The sequence below is a fragment of the Vibrio sp. 10N.261.55.F4 genome (genome assembly GCF_041470465.1).
In the GTDB taxonomy this organism is placed as follows: domain Bacteria; phylum Pseudomonadota; class Gammaproteobacteria; order Enterobacterales; family Vibrionaceae; genus Vibrio; species Vibrio crassostreae_C.
Genome location: NZ_JBFRMM010000002.1, coordinates 483,886 through 503,184, shown reverse-complemented (window position 1 = coordinate 503,184; position 19,299 = coordinate 483,886). Strand labels below are relative to the sequence as shown.

Genomic DNA, 19,299 nt, shown 5'->3' with positions numbered 1-19,299 from the left:
GGAGGTCGCTATCTACGCGCTAATAATATTTCAATCTATCGTTTTTTCGATGATTTGTTTGATAAACGATTGTATTGGCGATTAATTTTGATCTAAATCAATTAGTAAATGAGCTTGCAACAGATACAAAAATGCCCTGAAATTCAGGGCATTTGTTTTACAATTAGTCGCCAGTTCATGAGTGGCTGTGATACGAGTGAATAACAGCCAAATCATTGAATATTTAATTGCTTATCAAGAGCTAATCGTTTACCAAGCACCTAAGTATGACTTGTAAGATTGTAGGCGAACCGTTGCTGCACCGATTACATCGATGAAGCCCCAGAACGGATGTGGTTTCTCTGCCGAGATCCAAGCCGCGCCAGTTGAACCAATAGGGATGTTGTAACCTTCTGGTTCAATGATCTCAAGTACGATAGTACGACCTAAACCATTGCCGTTTCTTACCACGTGTTGACCGACGCTTTGTGGCCCCTGAAGTGGAGAAATACTCGACTCACCAGTACCGGCATTAAAGCTGTGTACTTTTGCTCGGAACACGTGACCTGGGTATGCATCAACGAAGAACTCAGCGAAGTCTCCTACTTGAACATAGCCATAAGTTTGGTCTGAAATACGCATCTCAAGAAACTTTTTGTTGGTGTTGTAGAGGTGCATGTTACCCATGACAGAACCTTCAGCAATATTCACTATCGATACCTGACCATCAAACTCAGCTCTAATGGTCTTTTTCTCTTGCGCCCAATTTACTTTTTGTAAATCGGCTTTTAACGACACCAGTTCAGCATGCAGCACTCGAAGATCAGAGTCGTACTTTTCTACGTCACGCATATTGAAAATTTCAGGTGACGTTTCAGCACGCTCTAAATCGCGATCCATCTGCTTGATTTGTTCTTCTTTCTGAACAATTGAAGATTCGATCTTGGCTTTATCTGCGGCAGAATTGATGTCGACGAGAGTGTAGATTATGTCGCCTTCTTTAACCATTTGGTTGTGCTCAACAAGCACTTGGTCGATCTGCTGACCAAAGATAGGTGACATCACCGCGTGTGGTGCTTTGACTGTGGTTGAGTTGGTTAAATCAACGGGTGCCCACAAGCGAGAGATTACTGCTAATACTGCAAGAATCGTTACACCCCCAATGGCAGCCCAGGTGTAGTTCTTGAAGTTCTTCTTAAGTGCGCCTGTCGCAAATAGTGACCATACAATTAGGATGTATGGAATCATCATCTCTTTCATTATGCGACCTCTTTATTTGTTGGAGTCTTTTCTTTTGAAGGCTGAGCTTCTGGAGACTGTTCTACTGGAGATTGTTTGGTTTGAGACGGCTCCGTTACTGGTTCTTCAGGTGATACGTGGACTACGGAGGCCTCTGTATTGGTCGCGTCTTGTTTAGGCTGAACACCACGGCGAATCACATCACTCAGTGATTGACCAATATGTTTCCAGTTCGCCAATGCGATAACCAATGCGATAACCCAGAATGTTTTGCTGATGAAGAGTCCGCAAAGTGACAGTGCAAACACGATTTGAACGTGAGCGCTTTTGTGCTCTTTTGCTTTATGCACACCCAGTTCATGCAACTGCCACATGCCGTAAACACCGGCTAAAACCACAGCAATGGTCACTGAGAACAAGTAACCAGAGAAGGACTCCATCTGGAAGAAGTTCATCATCATTTCATTGGGATGATTGTTGAATTGAGACATGTCGATGTCTTTAGAATGGATTGTGCCTAATGGTGCAAGAGCCCATGCTCCCGCAAACATCACTGCCATAAACAGGCAGAATTTAATCAAGACCATCACAACGGCCCAGATTTTCTGGAAAACGATTTTTATAAAGTTCATATCTCAACCTAAATAAGGAGAGAGAAAGTGCAGCCTTGGTACAAGACTTTTAGAAGACATCTGAAAGAGGTGTTGAACTCACGTAACCGTATAGACCTACTGAGTCAAAAGTACTAGATGACAATTAAAAATCGCTTTGACCACGTAGACAACGCATTCTCGCGAATAGAGTGTTAAAAACACCTGGCGAAATCATTCTTAAGTAACGTCTACCATTGATAGGTTCGTTTGCTGCATTGGGTTTTAAGGCCGTCTTCCGTGATGTGTGCAACACCATCATCTACACATTTTTAGGTTTTCTGTTTAGGTTAAGAATTGATTTGTTGGCGAAATAATAGGAAGTGTAACTGGTGCTATCTACGCATTATTGCGATATTGAATTATCGTAATTACGATGAATTGAGTGGTTGCTTAAACGTGAGGTGGGTTTATTTGAACAGGCTCAAACTCGGCTTATAAAATATGTCTATTTAATTAGCCTGGATCATAGAAGTGGCTATAAAAGTATCAATAAGGCAGGACGGAAATATTGAATACTCCGACCAGTCTAGGGTGAGTTTGGGTGGATTAAGCGTTACTGGCACAGCGAAGAGATTTAGATTCCAATCTGGCGAATGTGGCAGCTATTCGAAAGAGTGAGTTGTTCTGACATTTTTGCTCTTTACCATATGATGCTTCCTTCTCAGTTTTGTTTTCTCAATGAGCATCCGTTGTTTCATTCTATCGCTTTTACGATAAGATAATTAAATCTATCGCCAAATGAGCACTGAATCATGAGTAATGACATTCCGAATTTTAACTTATTGGCTGTGTTTTCAGCGGTGATGGAGCAGGGCAGTTTGAGTAAAGCTGCGGATCAACTCAGTACCAATCAATCGACCATCAGCACCGCGTTAACTCGTCTAAAGAAAGAGATTGGCCAAGAGCTTTTTGTTCGCAAAGGAAGAGGTGTTGCGCCTACGTCTTATGCGCAAAGCTTGTATGAACAAATTAAAGCGCCGATCAATGAACTCAATGGCGTGTTTCAGTCGATGGCTAATTTTGATGAGCAATCCTCTGAGCGTAAGTTTGTTATTTCTGCACCTGAGCACTTACAGTGGGTACTTCTCAATAGTTTCGCGGCGCTTCCTAATCAAAACTTGTCGCTGGAAGTCTTTGATCAACCAGACAGTGATGAGCGCATTTATGAAGATCTTTTGACTCAAGAGTTCGATGCGATGATCGATATTGTGGTGCCTGAACACCCAAGTATCGTCAGTGAAACACTTTATGAAGGCGAGTTTGTGATCGTGTGTCGAGCTGATCATCCACGGATTCAAGGTGAAATCAGCGAAGCTCAGTTCCTAAGTGAAAAGCATGCTGTATTAGACAGAACACGACGTAAAGTTCGCAGTTTGAATCACTACACTTCTTTGGATCTGTCCCAGCGTAAAATCGTGTTTCACGGGCGCTCGCTGTTCAGTAATATTTTGCTGTGTAGCCAATCCGATTACATCACTGTCGTGCCTTTATCTATGGCCGTGCAGTTCCAAGAAAAGTTAAGTTTGCAGCTGTTCAAGCCGCCCTTTGAATATCAGCCGATATCTCATTACCTGATTTGGTTGAAGAAGCAGAACAGCGACCCCGCTCATAAATGGTTCAGAGAACAAGTCATCAATACATCAGATTCAATGTCGAAGGCGCTTAAAGATAGGCGGTTGCGATTTTAATTGAGAGTCTAAATCTAAGGGGAGTATTGGCTTCCCTTTTTTGTGTCGCTTAGTTGGTACTAGACAATATGTTAATAACAAAAAATTATTAAAATGAGAATATTTAATAATTTCACTGATTTGTGTGTGTTCAGTAATATACCTAGCAACAGAGAAGTAGGTGGCCTCAAGGTCAACCTAAACGAACATTACTTAGCTTCTGAACGAGGCTGAGATTAAAGTATCAAGGGCGAAATATGAAATTCCTACACACAATGATCCGAGTTACTGATTTAGACAAGTCTATCGAGTTCTATACCAAGGTATTGGGAATGAAGGAACTTGAACGCCATGAAAACAAAGACTACCGCTACACATTGGTTTTTGTTGGCTACGAGCAAGGCGGCACGACTATCGAGCTAACGTACAACTGGGATACTAACGAGTACGAGATGGGCAGCGCGTTTGGTCATCTGGCATTGGGTGTAGAAGATATTTACGCAGCATGCGACAAGATCAAATCGCTAGGTGGCAACGTCACTCGCGAAGCGGGTCCAGTGAAAGGCGGCTCAACTCATATCGCTTTTATTACTGACCCAGACGGCTACCAAATCGAACTGATTCAACTAGGTTAATCGAGGATATAACAATGACAAACGCACTATTTCAACCAATTCAACTTGGTAATATCGAGCTTAAAAACCGTATTGTTATGCCACCGATGACGCGTTCTCGCGCAACGCAACCTGGTAATTCAGCAAACGATATGATGGCGGCTTACTACGCTCAGCGTGCTTCTGCAGGTTTGATTATTGCTGAAGGCACACAAATTTCACCTATGGGTCAAGGCTATGCTTGGACTCCGGGTATCTATTCTGATGAGCAGATCGCTGGTTGGAAAAAAGTGACTGATGCCGTACATGAAAAAGAGGGCGTTATCTTCGCTCAACTTTGGCATGTAGGCCGTGTAACACACCCAGACAACATTGGTGGTGAACAGCCAATCTCGTCTTCTGCACTTAAAGCACAAAACGTAAAGGTATTCATCGATAACGGTACTGATGAACCGGGCTTTGTTGATGTGGTTGAACCTCGTGAAATGACGAAACAAGACATCAAAGAGGTGGTTGAACAGTATCGCCAAGCGGCTTTGAATGCGGTTGAAGCAGGCTTTGATGGTATCGAACTTCACGCAGCGAATGGTTACTTAATCAACCAATTCATCGATTCTGAAGCAAACAACCGCACTGACGAATACGGTGGTTCAATTGAAAACCGTTTACGTTTCCTAGGCGAAGTGGTTGAAGCTATGGTTGAAGCGATTGGTGCTGACCGTGTTGGTGTACGCCTTGCTCCGTTCACATCGTTGAATGGTACGGTTGACGCTACACCAGTAGAGACTTACACAGCGGCGGCAGCACTACTTAACCTATACAAAATTGTTTACCTACACATTGCAGAAGTTGATTGGGACGATGCACCTGAAACGCCAAAAGCATTTAAAGCAGCAGTTCGTGAAGCCTACGAGGGTGTCCTTATTTATGCGGGTAAATACGATAGCGAGCGTGGCGAAAAAGCCGTTTCTGAAGGCGTAACTGACATGGTTGGTTTTGGTCGTCCATTCGTTGCGAACCCAGATTTACCAGCCCGTATTCAAAATGGTTACCCACTTGCAGCGCACGATCCAAACACATTGTTCGGTGGTGCTGAAAAAGGTTTAACGGATTACCCAGAATACGCAGGCTAAAAACAGCTGCCTGAAGCAGAGTATTGAGATAGTATCTCGATCCTGTTGAATGTTTATAAAAAGCAACCTTGCAGAGTCGGGTTGCTTTTTTTGTTATTGGACTAAGTAAAATGATGAACGTGAAAGCGATGCGCGGAGAGCTTTACCTTCTATTTGCCACCCTGCTAGCTGGGGTGGGATGGATTGCATCTAAGCTGGTGGTATTAGAAATGCCTGGGCCAGTGTTCATTGGTGTGCGATTCCTCGTCGCGAGTCTTATTCTTCTGCCATTTTGTATTCACCATATTCGTAAGCTTTCGTTTAAGCAGATTCTGTCTCTTTGCGGCGTGGGTTTGTTGTTGTCTGCCTCATTGCAGGTATGGGTGTTTGCAGTTTCGGTGACTGAAAGCTTGTCGGAAGGGGCATTCATCATGAGCTTAGCCATGATCATTGCACCGTTTGTGTCTTGGATTTTGTTTCGAGTTAAGCCTAATCGCGCGTTTTGGATGTCTTTCCCGATCGCGATTATTGGCATGCTGTTGCTGACTTTGGGTAACGGCTGGCATGTTGAGCAGAGTCAGATTTATTTCTTACTAGCATCGATGTTGTTGTCTGTTCACTTTGTGATGAACAAGCGTGTGATTACCAATATCAAGCCTATCGCATCAATCTGTGTGCAACTGTTTGTGGTGGGTGTGAGTGGTTTAGCCTTTGCTTCTATGACAGCTCAGCCGGAGTTCGAAATCACCAAAACCTTAGTCTTCTGGTTTATTGTCTCTGCGGTGATCGCAACGTCTATTCGTTACTTGCTACAAACGGTCGGTCAGCACTCCGTGAACATGGAAGTGGCGGCATTGATCATGATTCTTGAGCCTGTGTGGACGCTGCTGTTAAGTGTGAGTGTGCTTGGCGAAAGTGTAGAGATGCAGAAGCTGCTCGGTGGGGCGGTGATCATTGCTTCACTATTTTGCTATATCAAATGGTCGAGACGAAAATAAAACACTCGGCGCAAGGCCGAGTGTGGGTTGTTCTTCAAGTGCTTTTCTGAGCTTTATCAGGCGAGTGTTGAACAAGACTTGTCGAGTGCAGAGCAAGGGTTAAATTCTGCGAATAAGACGTGCAAAGGGTGTCACCGTACTTATCGTTCTCGCTGGTAACTATTCTAACAACGAGCTTTGAATACAGGTGGTAAAGTCGAACCCTTACCACCATAGTCCTATCGCACAGCCTTCTTTTCTTTATGCCATCAATTCGAATGCACTAGGGGCGGGAAAGGACGTGAATGAATTAGTCGCGAATAGTGACTTTTGTAATCACAATATCTTCGCAAGGCACATCTTCGTGTCCCCAGCGAATGGTTGTTGGTGCTTTCGCAATTTTGTTTACCACATCCATACCTGCTGAAACCTTACCGAATACCGCGTAACCCCAGCCAGCATTGGTTGTTGAGGTGTGATCTAGGAAATCGTTGTCATCAAGGTTGATGAAGAACTGCGCCGTTGCAGAATGTGGTGCATCAGTCCGAGCCATTGCCACAGAACCAATCACATTCTTCAAACCACGGTTTGCTTCGTTGACGATTGGGGCGCGAGTTGGTTTTTCTGTCATGTCGATAGTGTGACCACCACCTTGAATCATGAAACCTTCAATAACACGGTGAAATGTCGTGCCTTCGTAGAAACCGTCTTGGCAGTATTTAAGGAAGTTTTTCGACGTTACTGGCGCTTTTTCAAGGTTCAGTTCAATCTCGATATCGCCAAAGTTGGTGGTGAAAGTAATCATAGGGCTACCTAAAGTTGAAGTTTTACTGAGTCGTAATGACGAAAGTGGGTTGCAGTATAGGGAAAATAACAGCGGATACCAGTGATGGTTTTATTGTGGTTGAATTCTCGTCAACCACCAAACTCACGCCTGATATTGTTTAAGGAACATCTCGACACTTGAAGTAATGAGCACTTGCTTGTGTGCAGCATCCGGTGACGGCACATGACCAATGATTTGCGGCCAAAACGCAAAAGACTTAAGCAGACCAATGAACTGCGTGGAGGCGAATTGTGGGTCTAGTTCTACTAAACGACCGTCTGCCAACGCGGCTTTAATCCAGGTTGTAAGTCCACTTTCTGCTTGGGAATATTTTTCCATCGCTTGATGCGCCAGTTCTGCGTTATGGAAATACTCTGAGAACAAAACGCGTGACAGGTCGATGAAGCCTTCAGACTCAAGTAACTCAAGCTCTTGATTGGCTATCGAGGAAAGCTGTTCTTCAAGTGGCAGTTCTGCTTGATATGGGAAATGCGTTGCGGCCAGAGTTTTGCTCCAAATGCTGTCTAGAATCTCATCTAAAAGCAGTTCTTTGCTGGCAAAGTGATTGTATACGGTGCGCTTTGATACTTCTGCGCGACTCGATATTTTATCCATGCTGGTGGCCTTGTAGCCATGCTCAGTAAACTCTGCGATAGCAGCGGCAACGATCGATTCACGTTTTCTTTGGCTCAGCGTTTTTTTTACAGTCATCGGGATACTACTCAATATGTCGCGGTTAACATTACATACGCTAATTTTACACCAGTAAGTTTACTTTTAGAACACCAATCCGCGTATTGGTAATTCGGTCGAGAGCAACTGAATCGCTTTGCAATGCACGGTGGGTATCATAGAATCGAAAGTGTATTCGAATTTTATTGATATCAACGGAAGAGAATAAACAATCAATGAGTAGTATTTTAGAGTGTATTCGTACAGTTGGACGAGGAGAAAGAGGGCGTAAGCCTTTATCGTTCGAACAAGCCTACCGCATCATGGATGAGTATTTAAGCGGAGAAGTCGGTGACGACCAAATGGCTATGCTACTGATGTTGATTCGTGTGCAGAATGAAACCAATGAAGAGATCGCTGGCTTTGTAAAAGCGTTTCAATCTCGAGTGCCAGATTTAGGCGCTGATATTGATTGGCCGTGTTATGCAGGTAAGCGTAACGATAACGCCAGTGGCAAGCCTTGGAACTTGTTGGCGGCAAAAATCTTAGCTGACAATGGCTATAAAGTGTTAATGCATGGCTATATGGATAAGCCGAGCGGTAGGACGCACGTTGAAAGCCATTTGCAAGATGTCGGTGTGCAAAGTGCTGAGAGCCCTGAACATGCTAAGTCGATTCTTGAACAAGACGGCATTGCTTATTTACCGCTAGCTAACTTTGCGCCCGAAGCACAAACCATGATTGGTTGGAAACACCGCTACGGTTTGAGAACACCAATTAACACGGTAGTTCGAGCATTGAATCCTGGTGGTGGCCGTTTAGGTCTGCGTGGCAGTTTCCATCCTGGCTTTCCACAACTTCATGCGGAAGTTGAGCATGTTATCGGAAATAAATCCCACTCGGTGATTTCATTCAAAGGGATGAACGGTGAGTCGGAATATAATCCTAAAGTTAGCCAAACGGTATGGATGAGCTCTCCTGACAAAGTCGAATCGTTCTACTGGGAAGAGATGATGAACCTAGAGCTGCCACTTCCTAGTCAATGTGTACTTGGTACATCGGCTGAAGATATGGCGCTAATGGCGAATACCGTTGTCGACAGCATGACAGCCATTCTCTTTGCAGAAACGCACGATAAAACTGAGGCATACCAGAAAGCGGTGCGTTTGTGGCATGGGTATTGCGCGCGTTAGATGGTGGTTTGTAATCAATGAGAGAAGGTCAGCGAGCGCTGGCCTTTTTATACTTGATTTCTAGCAAGGGCTTTTCGTGAACGCCCAAACAATAAAGCTACTTCACTCGCATCAAGCGATGCATTTTGTCTTCGAACTGAATCTCAATCACCTGTGAGATTTTCATCTTATCAACACGATCAAGCATTCTCGCTTGGTAATCACGTTTTTTCATCCACTCTAGCGGTTCTTTAAAGCCATCTTCATTAATCACAAACGACTGATCGGTAATAGAGTCTTCAAAGATATGAACCACCCAAATGCGTGATTGGAAATCCAATAACTCACTAAAGTAGCTTTTTAACTTAGATAAGGAATTCGTTAGATACGTTTTAGGTGGGGTTTGGGAAGACATAGTAAACCGTATTTGGACAATGAAAATCGGCAAGGGCGCCGTCTGATCATTATAGCCTTTACCCGTTAGGCTTGTCAGGTCGAATTCGGCAGCCATTCACGGCTATTGCGCTTGCTAATGCTACTATGGCTGCCAGTTAGAGATTAACCAAATCAGTGTCGGATTCACTATTTAACGAATAGGCCGAAGTCGATCTCTTGTTCTCTTTGATATTTCACCAGCTTCACTTTTAGGTCGTGTTTTGCTGCTAAATCAATGGCTAAGCATGACATGCGTTTTATCTCATCAACGCAGCTTGATATCAGCGGTTTTTCTTGATTATCGATAGTGGCGATGAGTGTGTTTTCTGTGCCGTCGTTACCTGCGTAAATATACGCGTACATGTTGTTGTCGTGTTGCATAAACTTCCTAAAACGGGATTTCTAATTATTAGTGAGGTGAAGATTACAGGGTTTATTTACGCAGGCTAGCTTGGCTAAGTAAGGTTAAGCAAGGGAAAGTAAGGCTTTGTAAGGGCTCTTTTTTTCTTTTTTCTGGCGTTCGAAAACGTGCTCAACCCTTTGTTTGTCTCACTTTTTTGTCTTGTTAGGTTTTGCCTATCAATAAAATTGTTGAAATCCATTTAGTAAAATCAAGATTTTAGACAACAATTAACTTAACAAGATAGAAAATATATGACGCAAAGTATTTAGGGAGAACGCAATGCATTCTATTAAAGTGAAAGATTACATGACGCAGCAGGTTGTGACATTTACTCCTGATATGCCGTTAAGTCTAGCGTTAGACAAAGTGATGCGTAGCCACCATATGGGTGGGCCCGTAATCGATGATAACGAACAAGTGATTGGCTTCCTTTCAGAGCAGGATTTACTCGAGAAACTTGTGAAGGTCAGTTACTTCTGCCAAGACACACACCTTGTGGGTGACTGTATGTACCAAGAAGTGCTGTCGGTGTCACCTGACTTATCCATTATTGAATTGGCGGACATGATGCAGGTTGGAAAACCTAAAGCATACCCTGTGATCGATAATCGAAAACTGGTGGGTATTATCACCAGAACTGATGTTTTGAGAGCAATTGGCAAGAACTTGGAAGAATGCTTCAAACATCAGGTATAGTAGCGTGTTAAGAACGATTATTTTTCTCAATACTCTCAATTGAAAAAAGGCGCACTAGCGCCTTTTTTCTGTATAGCGCTTTTCTTGGTCGATCCTTTCTTTTTGGATCCCTAGCCAGTTGAACAGTTGAACAGCTGATTAGGCTTTAGCTCTTGGGTATTCCAACTTTTGGAGGTTTCATGTCAAATCAAACGGCAAAGTTTGTTGAAGGTTCAACGATGCGCCACATATTGGTGATGTCGGGGGCTGGCTCTGTCGGTTTGATGGCGTTATTTGTGGTCGATCTGCTCGACATGCTGTTTATCAGTATGCTCGGACAGGTTGAATTGGCTGCTGCGGTAGGCTTTGCAGGTACGCTGACTTTCTTTTCTACCTCCGTTTCTATCGGTACTTCCATTGCCATGGGCGCATTAGTGTCCAAAGCCATCGGCTCTAAGAATCAAGAGCACGCTCGAAACCTAAGCACCAGTATCATGCTGACTGCGTTTGTTATCAGTTCAACCATAACTGCAATCATGTTCGCTTATATTCCAGAGCTGCTAGCCGCGATAGGCGCCAAAGGCATTGCAGCCGAACGCGCTCAAGCTTACCTACAGATTTTGCTACCTAGTGGTCCATTTTTGGCGTTAGCGATGGCAGCGGGTGCGGGCTTAAGAGCGGCAGGTGATGCTAAGCGTTCGATGTGGGCAACTTTGTCTGGCGGCATTGTTAACGCGATTCTCGATCCTCTGTTTATTTTTGGTTTTGGTTGGAACATCGAAGGGGCGGCTATCGCTTCGGTTGTCGCTCGTTTCTCGGTGCTATTCTTTTCGCTTTATCCTCTTATTCGCAGCCATCAGCTGGTAGCTCCGCCTTCTTTTGTGCAATGGCGCATTAATATTCGACCAATATTGGCGATTGCGCTGCCTGCGATTATCACCAATACCGCAACGCCTATCGGTAATGCGATTGTAACAACGGGTATCGCACAATATGGTGAGGATTTTGTCGCGGGCTTTGCCGTGATAGGTCGTCTGACGCCAGTTTGTTTTGCGGTTATCTTTGCCTTGTCTGGCGCTGTGGGGCCAATCATTGGTCAGAACTTTGGTGCTGAACGCATGGACCGAGTAAAAGAAACACTCAATAACTCATTGCTGGTTACTACGGCATACACCATCGCTGTTTGTATTCTGTTGTACTTCGTTCAAGGTTATGTCATTCAAGGCTTTAGTCTACAAGGTGATGCAGCAATTATTGTGGCAGCTTTCTGTACCTATGTGGCTTTAACCTTCATCTTTAACGGTGCGCTATTTGTTGCCAACACCTCTTTTAATAACCTAGGTAAACCGCTTTACTCGACAGCATTGAATTTGGGTAAAGCGACGTTAGGTACTCTGCCGTTCGTATATCTAGGTTCGCAATGGTATGGCGCTTTGGGTGTTCTCTATGGTCAAGCTTTGGGTAATGTTTTGTTCGGAATTTTAGGTATCTTGGTGCTTCGACATCATATCGCTGAACTGATGCAAGGATCTCAAGTTGATCCAGTGGAAGATGATGTGTCGATTGTCAGCTTGAACACTCAGCCATTCTGTTCACACGATGCGGTTCTTATTGATGATGTATCCGCTAACCGTGAAGAGTGTGCGGAGCTTAAATCTCAGTAAGCCATCGGCGCTGGCATAATATTTTTGTTTTCTTGAAAACTTCTTCTTGACCTTGGAGTAGCCTCCAAGGTTTATACTTTTGATGAACTTAAGGTTCTGTTGCTCGTAAGTTAGCAACAACCTCAAGGCTTTTGAGTATTAAGGAGATACATTATGTGCGCAAAACATGCAGCGTGCCGCTCAGCAAAAGTGGACGTTCAACCTCAAGCGGCAGGAGCAAGTTGCTCTAGCCCTAAAATTTCAAGCATCACAGCAGCAGGCACTTCATCTGGTTGTTGTAGCTCTTCTGCTGCTCCGTCATCGTCTGGAGATGATTGTTGTAGCTCGTCGGACAGTGGAGAAGAAGACAGTCAGTCCTCAACTTTATCTCTCGATGCCAAATTTTCGAAAAGTTGGCTGGTTGCCGGAATGGACTGCCCAGCTTGTGCAAGAAAAATAGAAAACGCGATCAGCAATATTGACGGTGTTATTCAAGCGAAGGTTCTCTTTGCTACCGAAAAGCTGGTTGTGAAATTCGATAATGAAAGCATTGCTGACACCATTGAACAGGTCTCTATCAAAACGGGTTTCCCTCTTACGGAAGTCGGTTCAAAGAAAGAAAAACAACAACCTGAGACTTTTTGGCAAGCTCATATCCAACCTAATTTACAGATTATCGCGATTGCAGCGGCAATGCTGTTTGCAGTGCTTGTGAAAAGCACCTCACCTCAATTAAGTGAAGGCTTGTTTACGGTAACTTGTCTGCTTGGTTTATATCCGGTGGCGAAAAAAGCGGTTCAGTTGGCACGCTCAGGAACACCATTTGCTATTGAAACCTTAATGAGTGTTGCCGCGCTGGGTGCTTTGTACCTTGGCGAAACTGTGGAAGCTGCGATGGTTCTATTGTTGTTCTTGATTGGTGAGCGCTTAGAAGCGTTTGCTTCATCTCGAGCAAGAAGTGGCGTTCAAGCGCTAATGGCATTGGTACCAGAAAACGCGACTAAGATCATCAACGGCGAACGTGTAGAAGTTGCCGTCAGTGAACTGGTTCCAGGTGATGTGATTGAAGTGGCTGCGGGCTCTCGTTTACCTGCTGACGGACAATTGATTACAGACGCGGCAAGCTTTGATGAAAGTGCGTTAACCGGTGAATCTGTTCCTGTTGAACATATCGAAGGTAACAGCATCATGGCTGGCGCTGTGGTGGTCGATAAAGTGGTTCGTATCACCATCACTTCAAAACAGGGTGAGAACGCGATCGATCGCATTCTTCATCTGATTGAAGAAGCAGAGTCTCGTAAAGCACCACTAGAGCGATTCCTCGATAAGTTCAGCCGTTGGTACACACCGTTAATGATGGTAGTGGCTCTGTTGGTCATCATCACACCACCATTGTTGTTTGCGCAGCCATGGGAAACATGGGTTTACCGTGGCCTAGCGCTATTGTTGATTGCTTGTCCGTGTGCCTTGGTTATCTCGACTCCTGCAGCGATTACCTCTGGCTTAGCAGCAGCAGCGAAACGTGGCGCGCTCATTAAAGGCGGCGCAGCGCTAGAGCAGCTTGGTAAAATCCAAACCATCGCCTTCGATAAGACAGGCACACTGACCGAAGGTAAGCCTCAGGTTACGGATATTCAACCTCTATCGGGGTGGCAACAAGACGCGATGCTGCGTGTGGTTGGGGCGATTGAAGTTGGCTCTACTCACCCGTTGGCGCAGTCACTTGTCGCTAAAGTAAAAGACCTGAATATTGAGATTCCTGAATCACACAACAAGAAAGCGTTGATTGGTAGTGGTGTTGAAGGGGATGTTGATGGTGTTAAGTATCAGGTTCTGTCACCGTCTAAAGTCACGTTCGAACTTGGTGCCGATGTGGTTTCTCAGGTAGAAGCATTAGAAGGTGAGGGCAAGACGGTTGTGGTTGCTCTTGAGGTTAAAGATCAAGAAGAATCAACAGAGCAAGCTACGACGGTGATTGGTCTGATTGCTTGGCAAGATACGTTACGTAGTGACGCTAAGCTTGCGATTGAACGACTTAATGAATTAGGTATTCAATCTATCATGTTGACCGGCGATAATCCGCGCAGTGCAGCAGCGATCAGTAGCAAGATTGGTATGCATTACAAGGCAAGCCTATTGCCAAGCGACAAGGTATCTTACGTTGAGGAGTTATCTCAACAGTCGCACGTGGCGATGGTCGGTGATGGCATTAATGATGCACCAGCAATGAAAACGGCGAATGTCGGCATCGCAATGGGTGGTGGTACGGATGTCGCTTTGGAAACGGCGGATTCAGCACTGACTCATAACCGTTTAACTGAGCTGCCAGCGATGATTGAACTGTCGCAAGCGACCATGAACAACATCCGTCAAAACGTAGCCCTTGCGCTTGGTTTGAAGGTCGTATTCTTGGTGACAAGCTTGTTAGGTATTACCGGTTTGTGGGTGGCAGTTTTAGCGGATAGTGGTGCAACTGCATTGGTGACATTGAACGCATTGCGTCTGCTTCGATTTAAATCTAAAGCGGACTAAATCGAGCTCACCGACATAGAGCATTCTTAATATAAAAGCGCCTTTAGCGGTAATACGTTAAAGGCGCTTTTTGTCTCATTAGTATGCAACATAGGCGTGCGGATTGCTTATTTTTGTGATGCCAATCGGTTTTTTGTGAAACTTGAATTATTGTTGCGATCATTCATGTGACATGTGTCACTTCATTTTGTAATGAGCTTGGTTAGAGTGTGTTCGTACCCCACGAATTTACTATGAGCTTAAATAAGGGTAAAAAGCCCAATAAGCCAAAAGGAGCGAACTATGTCTCAAGCTGTTTTCCACTTAGGTGTTACTGAAGCAGATCTTAACGGTGCTACTCTTGCGATCATCCCTGGTGATCCTGCTCGTGTGCAAAAAATTGCAGAAGAGATGGAGAACCCAGTATTCCTTGCTAGTCACCGTGAATACACGCTTTACCGCGCAGAGCTAGACGGCAAACCAGTTGTTGTATGTTCAACAGGTATTGGTGGTCCATCGACTTCTATCGCAGTTGAAGAGCTTGCTCAACTTGGTGTTCGCACTTTCCTACGTGTTGGTACGACTGGTGCTATCCAACCTCACGTAAACGTGGGTGACATGATTGTTTCTACAGGTTCTGTTCGTCTAGACGGCGCTAGCCTACACTTTGCTCCTATGGAGTTCCCAGCAGTGGCTGACTTTGAAGTTGCAACAGCAATGAAAGCGGCAGTTGATGAATCAGGTGCAACAGTTCACATGGGCGTAACGGCATCAAGCGATACGTTCTACCCAGGTCAAGAGCGTTACGACACGTTCTCTGGTCGCGTTGTTAAGCGCTTCCAAGGCTCTATGCAAGAATGGCAAGACATGGGCGTTCTAAACTTCGAGATGGAATCTGCAACACTGCTAACTATGTGTGCAAGTTCTGGTCTGAAAGCAGGTTGTGTTGCTGGTGTAATCATCAACCGTACTCAAAAAGAGACGCCTGATCACGACACTCTAAAAGTAACAGAAGCACGTTCAATCAAAGTGGTTGTAGAAGCCGCTCGTAAAATGCTTTAAGTCTTAAAGTGCTCTGAGTTTTAGAGAGCATTAAGTCTTCAAGTGACATTAAATTTTGAAAATGGCCGCATCGTATGATGCGGCCATTTTTTTGTGCCGTCTGAAAGTAATCAATAGAGAAAACAGACAACAAAAAAGGCGAGTGACTTAATCGTCATTCGCCTTTTTAACAATCTGCTTAAGAGCATTGAGCTCTCATGAGCTTATTGGTTTTTAGTACTCTAGATCTTCATTGCCACCCGCAGCTGTAAACCATGCCGTTAGGTGTGTTTTAAGATCTTTCAATTCGTCAGGGCCAATCAATGCAAGGCCAAGATCTTCAGCTCGTGTGATGTCGTTATGGCGAAGAGGGCGGAAGCTCACTAACATTGCACGTGCTTGTAGGCCACCTAGCAGGTCTCTAAGCGATTCCAGTTTGTACAAGGTGTCATCACCATCATCACGCATGCCTTTGGTCTTACATTCGATGATGTGCAGCTTATTGTTCACCACAGAGGCAACATCAAGCTCGTTACGAACCTCACGTTCACCCAGTTGACGGTATACCTGAACATTCAAAGAACGGTCTTGAATGGTCGGCATGTCATCTTGGATCTGCTTAACTGTGCTGTGAACCAATGTTTCAAGCCATTCACCGTTTGAGAAGCGTCGTGCGTCTTCATTGGCAAAGGTCAAAATACCGTTGTCGTAAGTCGCAATCTTAGCTTCAACCAAATCGCTCAGCAGCATGTTGAGCTCTCGATAGCCTTGTTGCTTCTCAGATAGCCCTACATCAAGTTTTTGTTCTTTACGGCAGGTCGTTGCTAGGTAGTTCAATGTCGCAAGGCCAGGGCCTAGTTCGAGTGCGTTACTAGCCCAACGTTCACCCAGTTCATAAAGTTTCTGATCCAGTTGCGGAGACAGCTGAACATCGCTGAATTCACCGCGAGCACCGAACACAGTCAGGTAGTCGTCGATGGTGATGCGGTCTTGAACTTGTGCATCTTCTTTACCATTTGGGTACAACCAACACAGCTTGTCACTGTTTGGTTCAACCACGAAGATTGGCCAGTGGTAAGTACGGAATACTTCGTACACAGAAAGTAGGCGGTGACGAAGGCCACAACTTGCGTTGAGCTTCACTTCTTGACCGCGTGCTTTGAGGTCTTCGGCAAGGGTTTGGATAGATTCTTTAATGACGGACGTATTTACGATGGTCGGAATTTCGAAAAACTCACTCGTAATGTCGCGCTTATGCAAAACGCTGTCTAAACGTTTGTACATACTGACTTGATTCTTGTCGCCGATAAACACGATGTGGGTGCTGACCGTTCGGTTATCAAGTAATGGGGTGAGCAAGCGAATGGGGTCTTGATCGATAATGCCAACATGAACAGCCATATAAATTCCTTAATAGCGGCTCGCTCATAAAGGTGAAAGAAAAAACGGGAAGCAGCAAGCCTTAATAATCATATAATGACAAAGCTCATAAAAAACAAGGGCAACCCTTGATAAAAGTTGCCCTAGCTCAATTAGTTACCACTATTGGGTAAGAAGTCTCAACAATCTCACTAAATATCTATCGATTCTTCATTTATCTATAGTTTGAATTGATGTACTAAATCACCTTGCTGATTCGCCAAAATTGTTAGGTTTTGGCTGGCTTCTGCAATTGAAGACATCGCTTGGTAACTCTTATCTGCGATATGGTTGATGTCTTCGATGTTGCGTGCAATATCACCAGACGTTTCACTCTGCTCAGCGGCTGCTTGAGAGATGTGTGTACTCATGTGGCTGATCTCTAGAATCAAGGCTTGGATCTCTTCCATCGCACTGTTTGCACTTGAAGCTTGTTGAACCGACATGTCCATATCGCTCATACAGCTTTCAATAACGTTGCTTGCTGTTTTCGAGCTTGATTGCAGGTTACTGATCATGGTCTCGATTTCAGAGGTCGATTGAGTGGTCTTTTGCGCTAGCACTCGTACTTCATCGGCAACGACTGCAAACCCACGGCCTTGTTCACCAGCACGCGCTGCTTCGATTGCCGCGTTAAGTGCAAGTAGGTTGGTCTGTTCAGCAATACCACGAATAACGTCAAGGATTGAACCAATCTGGCTACTCATCTGTTGTAGCTCGCCTACAGCGCCCACTGATTCAGTAAGGCGAACTTCAAGCTGATTAATGGTGCTGATGTTGGTGTTCATGATCTGACGACCAGACTCAGAAGCCGATTCTACTTGTTGAACCATGGTGAGTGAGCTTTGCGCGCTGTTCGCCACTTCTTGTACAGAATGAGACATCTCTGTCATTGCGGTCGCAACAGTCGCGGTTTGCTCACGTTGGCTGTTCAATTGAGCCTGCGTTTCAGATGACGTCTTCTGGTTGACGCTTGCAGTCTTAGTTAAGTCATCTGAAGCGTCATTCAGCTTCACAAGGATGTTGTGTAGGTTGTCAGCCAAGGTGTTGATGTGACGGCTCACGCGGCTGAATTCGTTGTCGTAGCGAATATCGATACGCTGAGTCATATCGCCTTCGGTTAGACCTTCTAACGTACCGAGGATGCGAGTTAATGGCTCTCGTACGCTATGTGCAATGTGGTAACCAATTGCAGCTGCGAACACGGTTACAACAATGCCAATTGCAATCGCGTTGAATAGGCCTTTGTCGTAGATGCTGCTTGCGTCTGCTAGTGATGAGTTGAGTTGCTCTTCAGCAGTTACGTTGAACGAGTCCAAAACAGCCATTGCTTGGTCAACTTCTACAGCTAGGTTGGCGATGTTCACGTACAGCGCTTGCTTGGCTTGTAGGTAGTTGTTGTGTTTGTCTAGTACGCCACCTTTCTGACCAACGTCTTTGGTGAACTTCTGAACCGACTCATCGAAGACATTTTTAAGTGCTGGTAGTTGTGTTGATAGACCGCGATAAGCATAGTTAAGGTGAGTAACGGCCTTTTTATTTTGGTTAACGGCTTTCTGAACGAAGGCAACATCAGAGCTAGCTAGTGCATCAGAGGTGATGACCTCTGCGTCTTGCAGTTTAATGAAGTAGCTCTTTGCCATCACTTTAACAGAGATGCTTTTTTGGTCGGCAACGTACTCTTTCATGCCAACGGTTAATTCTGAATGTAAGCGTTGGAAGTCACGAGAGGCTTTTTGCACTTGTTCTTGTGCTTCGAACATCGCGACGTAGTTGTTCATCGCTTCGTCTGCTTCTGTAAAGTAGCGTTCTTCCATCGCTCGTAATTGTGCAATTCGTTCGATGAGTGTTGAGTCGTTCTGGCTTGCCGCTTCTAGATTGCTTAGAACTTCAGAAAAAGAGTTTTGTGATGCAGCAAATTCTGTACGCATTGCGGACATGCGTTCAGCGTTTTGTGTGGTTAAGAAATCTTTGAATGACTTATCAGCAGAAAGCAATTGAACACTTGTTTGATTTGAAAGCGCGACAAGTGGTAATGAGGTTTCTGAGACACTCTCAAAATTGCTGTGTATCTGATTCATGCTGTTCATCATGATGGTTATCGTGACTGCGAACATGATGATGATCAGTGCGAAACCAGCGTACATACGCTTGATCACAGATCCCTTCATGGCTTTCTCCCTAAATAAAAATTCAGACCTAATGTCAGGTCAAAGTAAAACTAACAAAATTATCAGCATTCTATTGAGCTCGGCTTACGC

The 19,299-nt window shown here is 44.7% G+C and carries 17 protein-coding genes and 1 pseudogene; 10 read left to right on the top strand and 8 right to left on the bottom strand.

The window, feature by feature from the left end; genetic code table 11:
- Positions 1-249: 249 nt before the first annotated feature.
- Both AB4249_RS03015 and AB4249_RS03010 read right to left on the bottom strand, forming a co-directional pair.
- Positions 250-1,239: an HlyD family secretion protein gene (locus tag AB4249_RS03015; RefSeq protein WP_372102296.1), complete on the bottom strand. Its 990-nt coding sequence runs from the start codon at positions 1,237-1,239 to the stop codon at positions 250-252.
- Positions 1,239-1,850 carry a magnesium transporter gene (locus AB4249_RS03010; protein ID WP_372102295.1) on the bottom strand — a complete coding sequence of 204 codons (612 nt, stop codon included), beginning with the start codon at positions 1,848-1,850 and terminating at the stop codon, positions 1,239-1,241. Before AB4249_RS03010 ends, AB4249_RS03015 begins: the two co-directional genes overlap by 1 nt.
- A 773-nt stretch (positions 1,851-2,623) precedes the next feature.
- Here AB4249_RS03010 and AB4249_RS03005 point away from each other — a divergent pair.
- From AB4249_RS03005 to AB4249_RS02985, 5 genes and pseudogenes are all read left to right on the top strand, one after another.
- Positions 2,624-3,559, top strand: a complete 936-nt coding sequence (locus tag AB4249_RS03005) for a LysR family transcriptional regulator (RefSeq protein WP_017070445.1) — start codon at positions 2,624-2,626, stop codon at positions 3,557-3,559.
- 236 nt (positions 3,560-3,795) lie between these two features.
- Complete coding sequence (gene gloA / locus AB4249_RS03000; protein ID WP_017084654.1) at positions 3,796-4,173, top strand: lactoylglutathione lyase; 378 nt, start codon at positions 3,796-3,798, stop codon at positions 4,171-4,173.
- 14 nt (positions 4,174-4,187) lie between these two features.
- The gene (locus tag AB4249_RS02995; protein WP_372102294.1) at positions 4,188-5,285 is read left to right on the top strand and encodes an alkene reductase; all 1,098 of its coding nucleotides are present in this window, start codon (positions 4,188-4,190) and stop codon (positions 5,283-5,285) included.
- Positions 5,286-5,395: 110 nt separating this feature from the next.
- A complete protein-coding gene (locus AB4249_RS02990) occupies positions 5,396-6,262 on the top strand; it encodes a DMT family transporter (RefSeq protein ID WP_017060207.1) in 867 nt (288 codons plus the stop codon).
- A 42-nt stretch (positions 6,263-6,304) separates the two neighbouring features.
- Positions 6,305-6,421 (top strand): annotated as a pseudogene (locus AB4249_RS02985) (cytochrome c); the annotation flags it as partial.
- 130 nt (positions 6,422-6,551) lie between these two features.
- Here the strand turns inward: AB4249_RS02985 and AB4249_RS02980 are convergent.
- Positions 6,552-7,046: a peptidylprolyl isomerase gene (locus tag AB4249_RS02980; RefSeq protein ID WP_017060208.1), complete on the bottom strand. Its 495-nt coding sequence runs from the start codon at positions 7,044-7,046 to the stop codon at positions 6,552-6,554.
- A 123-nt stretch (positions 7,047-7,169) separates the two neighbouring features.
- A complete protein-coding gene (locus tag AB4249_RS02975; RefSeq protein ID WP_017066785.1) occupies positions 7,170-7,778 on the bottom strand; it encodes a TetR/AcrR family transcriptional regulator in 609 nt (202 codons plus the stop codon).
- A 167-nt stretch (positions 7,779-7,945) separates the two neighbouring features.
- On the opposite strand from AB4249_RS02975, the gene AB4249_RS02970 reads away from it, so the two are divergent.
- Positions 7,946-8,932 (top strand): glycosyl transferase family protein, encoded by a 987-nt coding sequence (locus tag AB4249_RS02970; protein WP_372102293.1) that lies wholly within the window; start codon positions 7,946-7,948, stop codon positions 8,930-8,932.
- Between the two features lie 97 nt (positions 8,933-9,029).
- On the opposite strand, the gene AB4249_RS02965 is transcribed toward AB4249_RS02970, so the two are convergent.
- Both AB4249_RS02965 and AB4249_RS02960 read right to left on the bottom strand, forming a co-directional pair.
- Positions 9,030-9,326 carry a hypothetical protein gene (locus tag AB4249_RS02965; protein WP_029235295.1) on the bottom strand — a complete coding sequence of 99 codons (297 nt, stop codon included), beginning with the start codon at positions 9,324-9,326 and terminating at the stop codon, positions 9,030-9,032.
- 167 nt (positions 9,327-9,493) lie between these two features.
- The gene (locus tag AB4249_RS02960) at positions 9,494-9,727 is read right to left on the bottom strand and encodes a hypothetical protein (protein ID WP_017060212.1); all 234 of its coding nucleotides are present in this window, start codon (positions 9,725-9,727) and stop codon (positions 9,494-9,496) included.
- A 301-nt stretch (positions 9,728-10,028) separates the two neighbouring features.
- On the opposite strand from AB4249_RS02960, the gene AB4249_RS02955 reads away from it, so the two are divergent.
- From AB4249_RS02955 to udp, 4 genes are all read left to right on the top strand, one after another.
- Positions 10,029-10,445: a CBS domain-containing protein gene (locus AB4249_RS02955; protein WP_017060213.1), complete on the top strand. Its 417-nt coding sequence runs from the start codon at positions 10,029-10,031 to the stop codon at positions 10,443-10,445.
- A 179-nt stretch (positions 10,446-10,624) separates the two neighbouring features.
- Positions 10,625-12,088, top strand: a complete 1,464-nt coding sequence (locus tag AB4249_RS02950; protein WP_372102292.1) for an MATE family efflux transporter — start codon at positions 10,625-10,627, stop codon at positions 12,086-12,088.
- A gap of 153 nt (positions 12,089-12,241) precedes the next feature.
- On the top strand, positions 12,242-14,599 hold the full coding sequence (locus AB4249_RS02945; RefSeq protein ID WP_372102291.1) for a zinc/cadmium/mercury/lead-transporting ATPase: 2,358 nt from the start codon (positions 12,242-12,244) through the stop codon (positions 14,597-14,599).
- Between the two features lie 282 nt (positions 14,600-14,881).
- Positions 14,882-15,640: a uridine phosphorylase gene (udp, locus tag AB4249_RS02940; protein ID WP_017065292.1), complete on the top strand. Its 759-nt coding sequence runs from the start codon at positions 14,882-14,884 to the stop codon at positions 15,638-15,640.
- A gap of 213 nt (positions 15,641-15,853) precedes the next feature.
- On the opposite strand, the gene AB4249_RS02935 is transcribed toward udp, so the two are convergent.
- Both AB4249_RS02935 and AB4249_RS02930 read right to left on the bottom strand, forming a co-directional pair.
- Positions 15,854-17,020 carry a DUF1887 family protein gene (locus AB4249_RS02935; protein WP_019822442.1) on the bottom strand — a complete coding sequence of 389 codons (1,167 nt, stop codon included), beginning with the start codon at positions 17,018-17,020 and terminating at the stop codon, positions 15,854-15,856.
- Between the two features lie 197 nt (positions 17,021-17,217).
- Positions 17,218-19,209, bottom strand: coding sequence for a methyl-accepting chemotaxis protein (locus tag AB4249_RS02930; protein ID WP_372099806.1), 1,992 nt, complete (start codon positions 19,207-19,209; stop codon positions 17,218-17,220).
- Positions 19,210-19,299: the final 90 nt, after the last annotated feature.

Coding starts and splice junctions, on each gene's coding strand:
- AB4249_RS03015 (WP_372102296.1), bottom strand. CDS start 1,239: ATGAAAGAGATGATGATTCCATACATCCTAATTGTATGGTCACTATTT.
- AB4249_RS03010 (WP_372102295.1), bottom strand. CDS start 1,850: ATGAACTTTATAAAAATCGTTTTCCAGAAAATCTGGGCCGTTGTGATG.
- AB4249_RS03005 (WP_017070445.1), top strand. CDS start 2,624: ATGAGTAATGACATTCCGAATTTTAACTTATTGGCTGTGTTTTCAGCG.
- gloA (WP_017084654.1), top strand. CDS start 3,796: ATGAAATTCCTACACACAATGATCCGAGTTACTGATTTAGACAAGTCT.
- AB4249_RS02995 (WP_372102294.1), top strand. CDS start 4,188: ATGACAAACGCACTATTTCAACCAATTCAACTTGGTAATATCGAGCTT.
- AB4249_RS02990 (WP_017060207.1), top strand. CDS start 5,396: ATGATGAACGTGAAAGCGATGCGCGGAGAGCTTTACCTTCTATTTGCC.
- AB4249_RS02980 (WP_017060208.1), bottom strand. CDS start 7,046: ATGATTACTTTCACCACCAACTTTGGCGATATCGAGATTGAACTGAAC.
- AB4249_RS02975 (WP_017066785.1), bottom strand. CDS start 7,778: ATGACTGTAAAAAAAACGCTGAGCCAAAGAAAACGTGAATCGATCGTT.
- AB4249_RS02965 (WP_029235295.1), bottom strand. CDS start 9,326: ATGTCTTCCCAAACCCCACCTAAAACGTATCTAACGAATTCCTTATCT.
- AB4249_RS02960 (WP_017060212.1), bottom strand. CDS start 9,727: ATGCAACACGACAACAACATGTACGCGTATATTTACGCAGGTAACGAC.
- AB4249_RS02955 (WP_017060213.1), top strand. CDS start 10,029: ATGCATTCTATTAAAGTGAAAGATTACATGACGCAGCAGGTTGTGACA.
- AB4249_RS02950 (WP_372102292.1), top strand. CDS start 10,625: ATGTCAAATCAAACGGCAAAGTTTGTTGAAGGTTCAACGATGCGCCAC.
- AB4249_RS02945 (WP_372102291.1), top strand. CDS start 12,242: ATGTGCGCAAAACATGCAGCGTGCCGCTCAGCAAAAGTGGACGTTCAA.
- udp (WP_017065292.1), top strand. CDS start 14,882: ATGTCTCAAGCTGTTTTCCACTTAGGTGTTACTGAAGCAGATCTTAAC.
- AB4249_RS02935 (WP_019822442.1), bottom strand. CDS start 17,020: ATGGCTGTTCATGTTGGCATTATCGATCAAGACCCCATTCGCTTGCTC.
- AB4249_RS02930 (WP_372099806.1), bottom strand. CDS start 19,209: ATGAAGGGATCTGTGATCAAGCGTATGTACGCTGGTTTCGCACTGATC.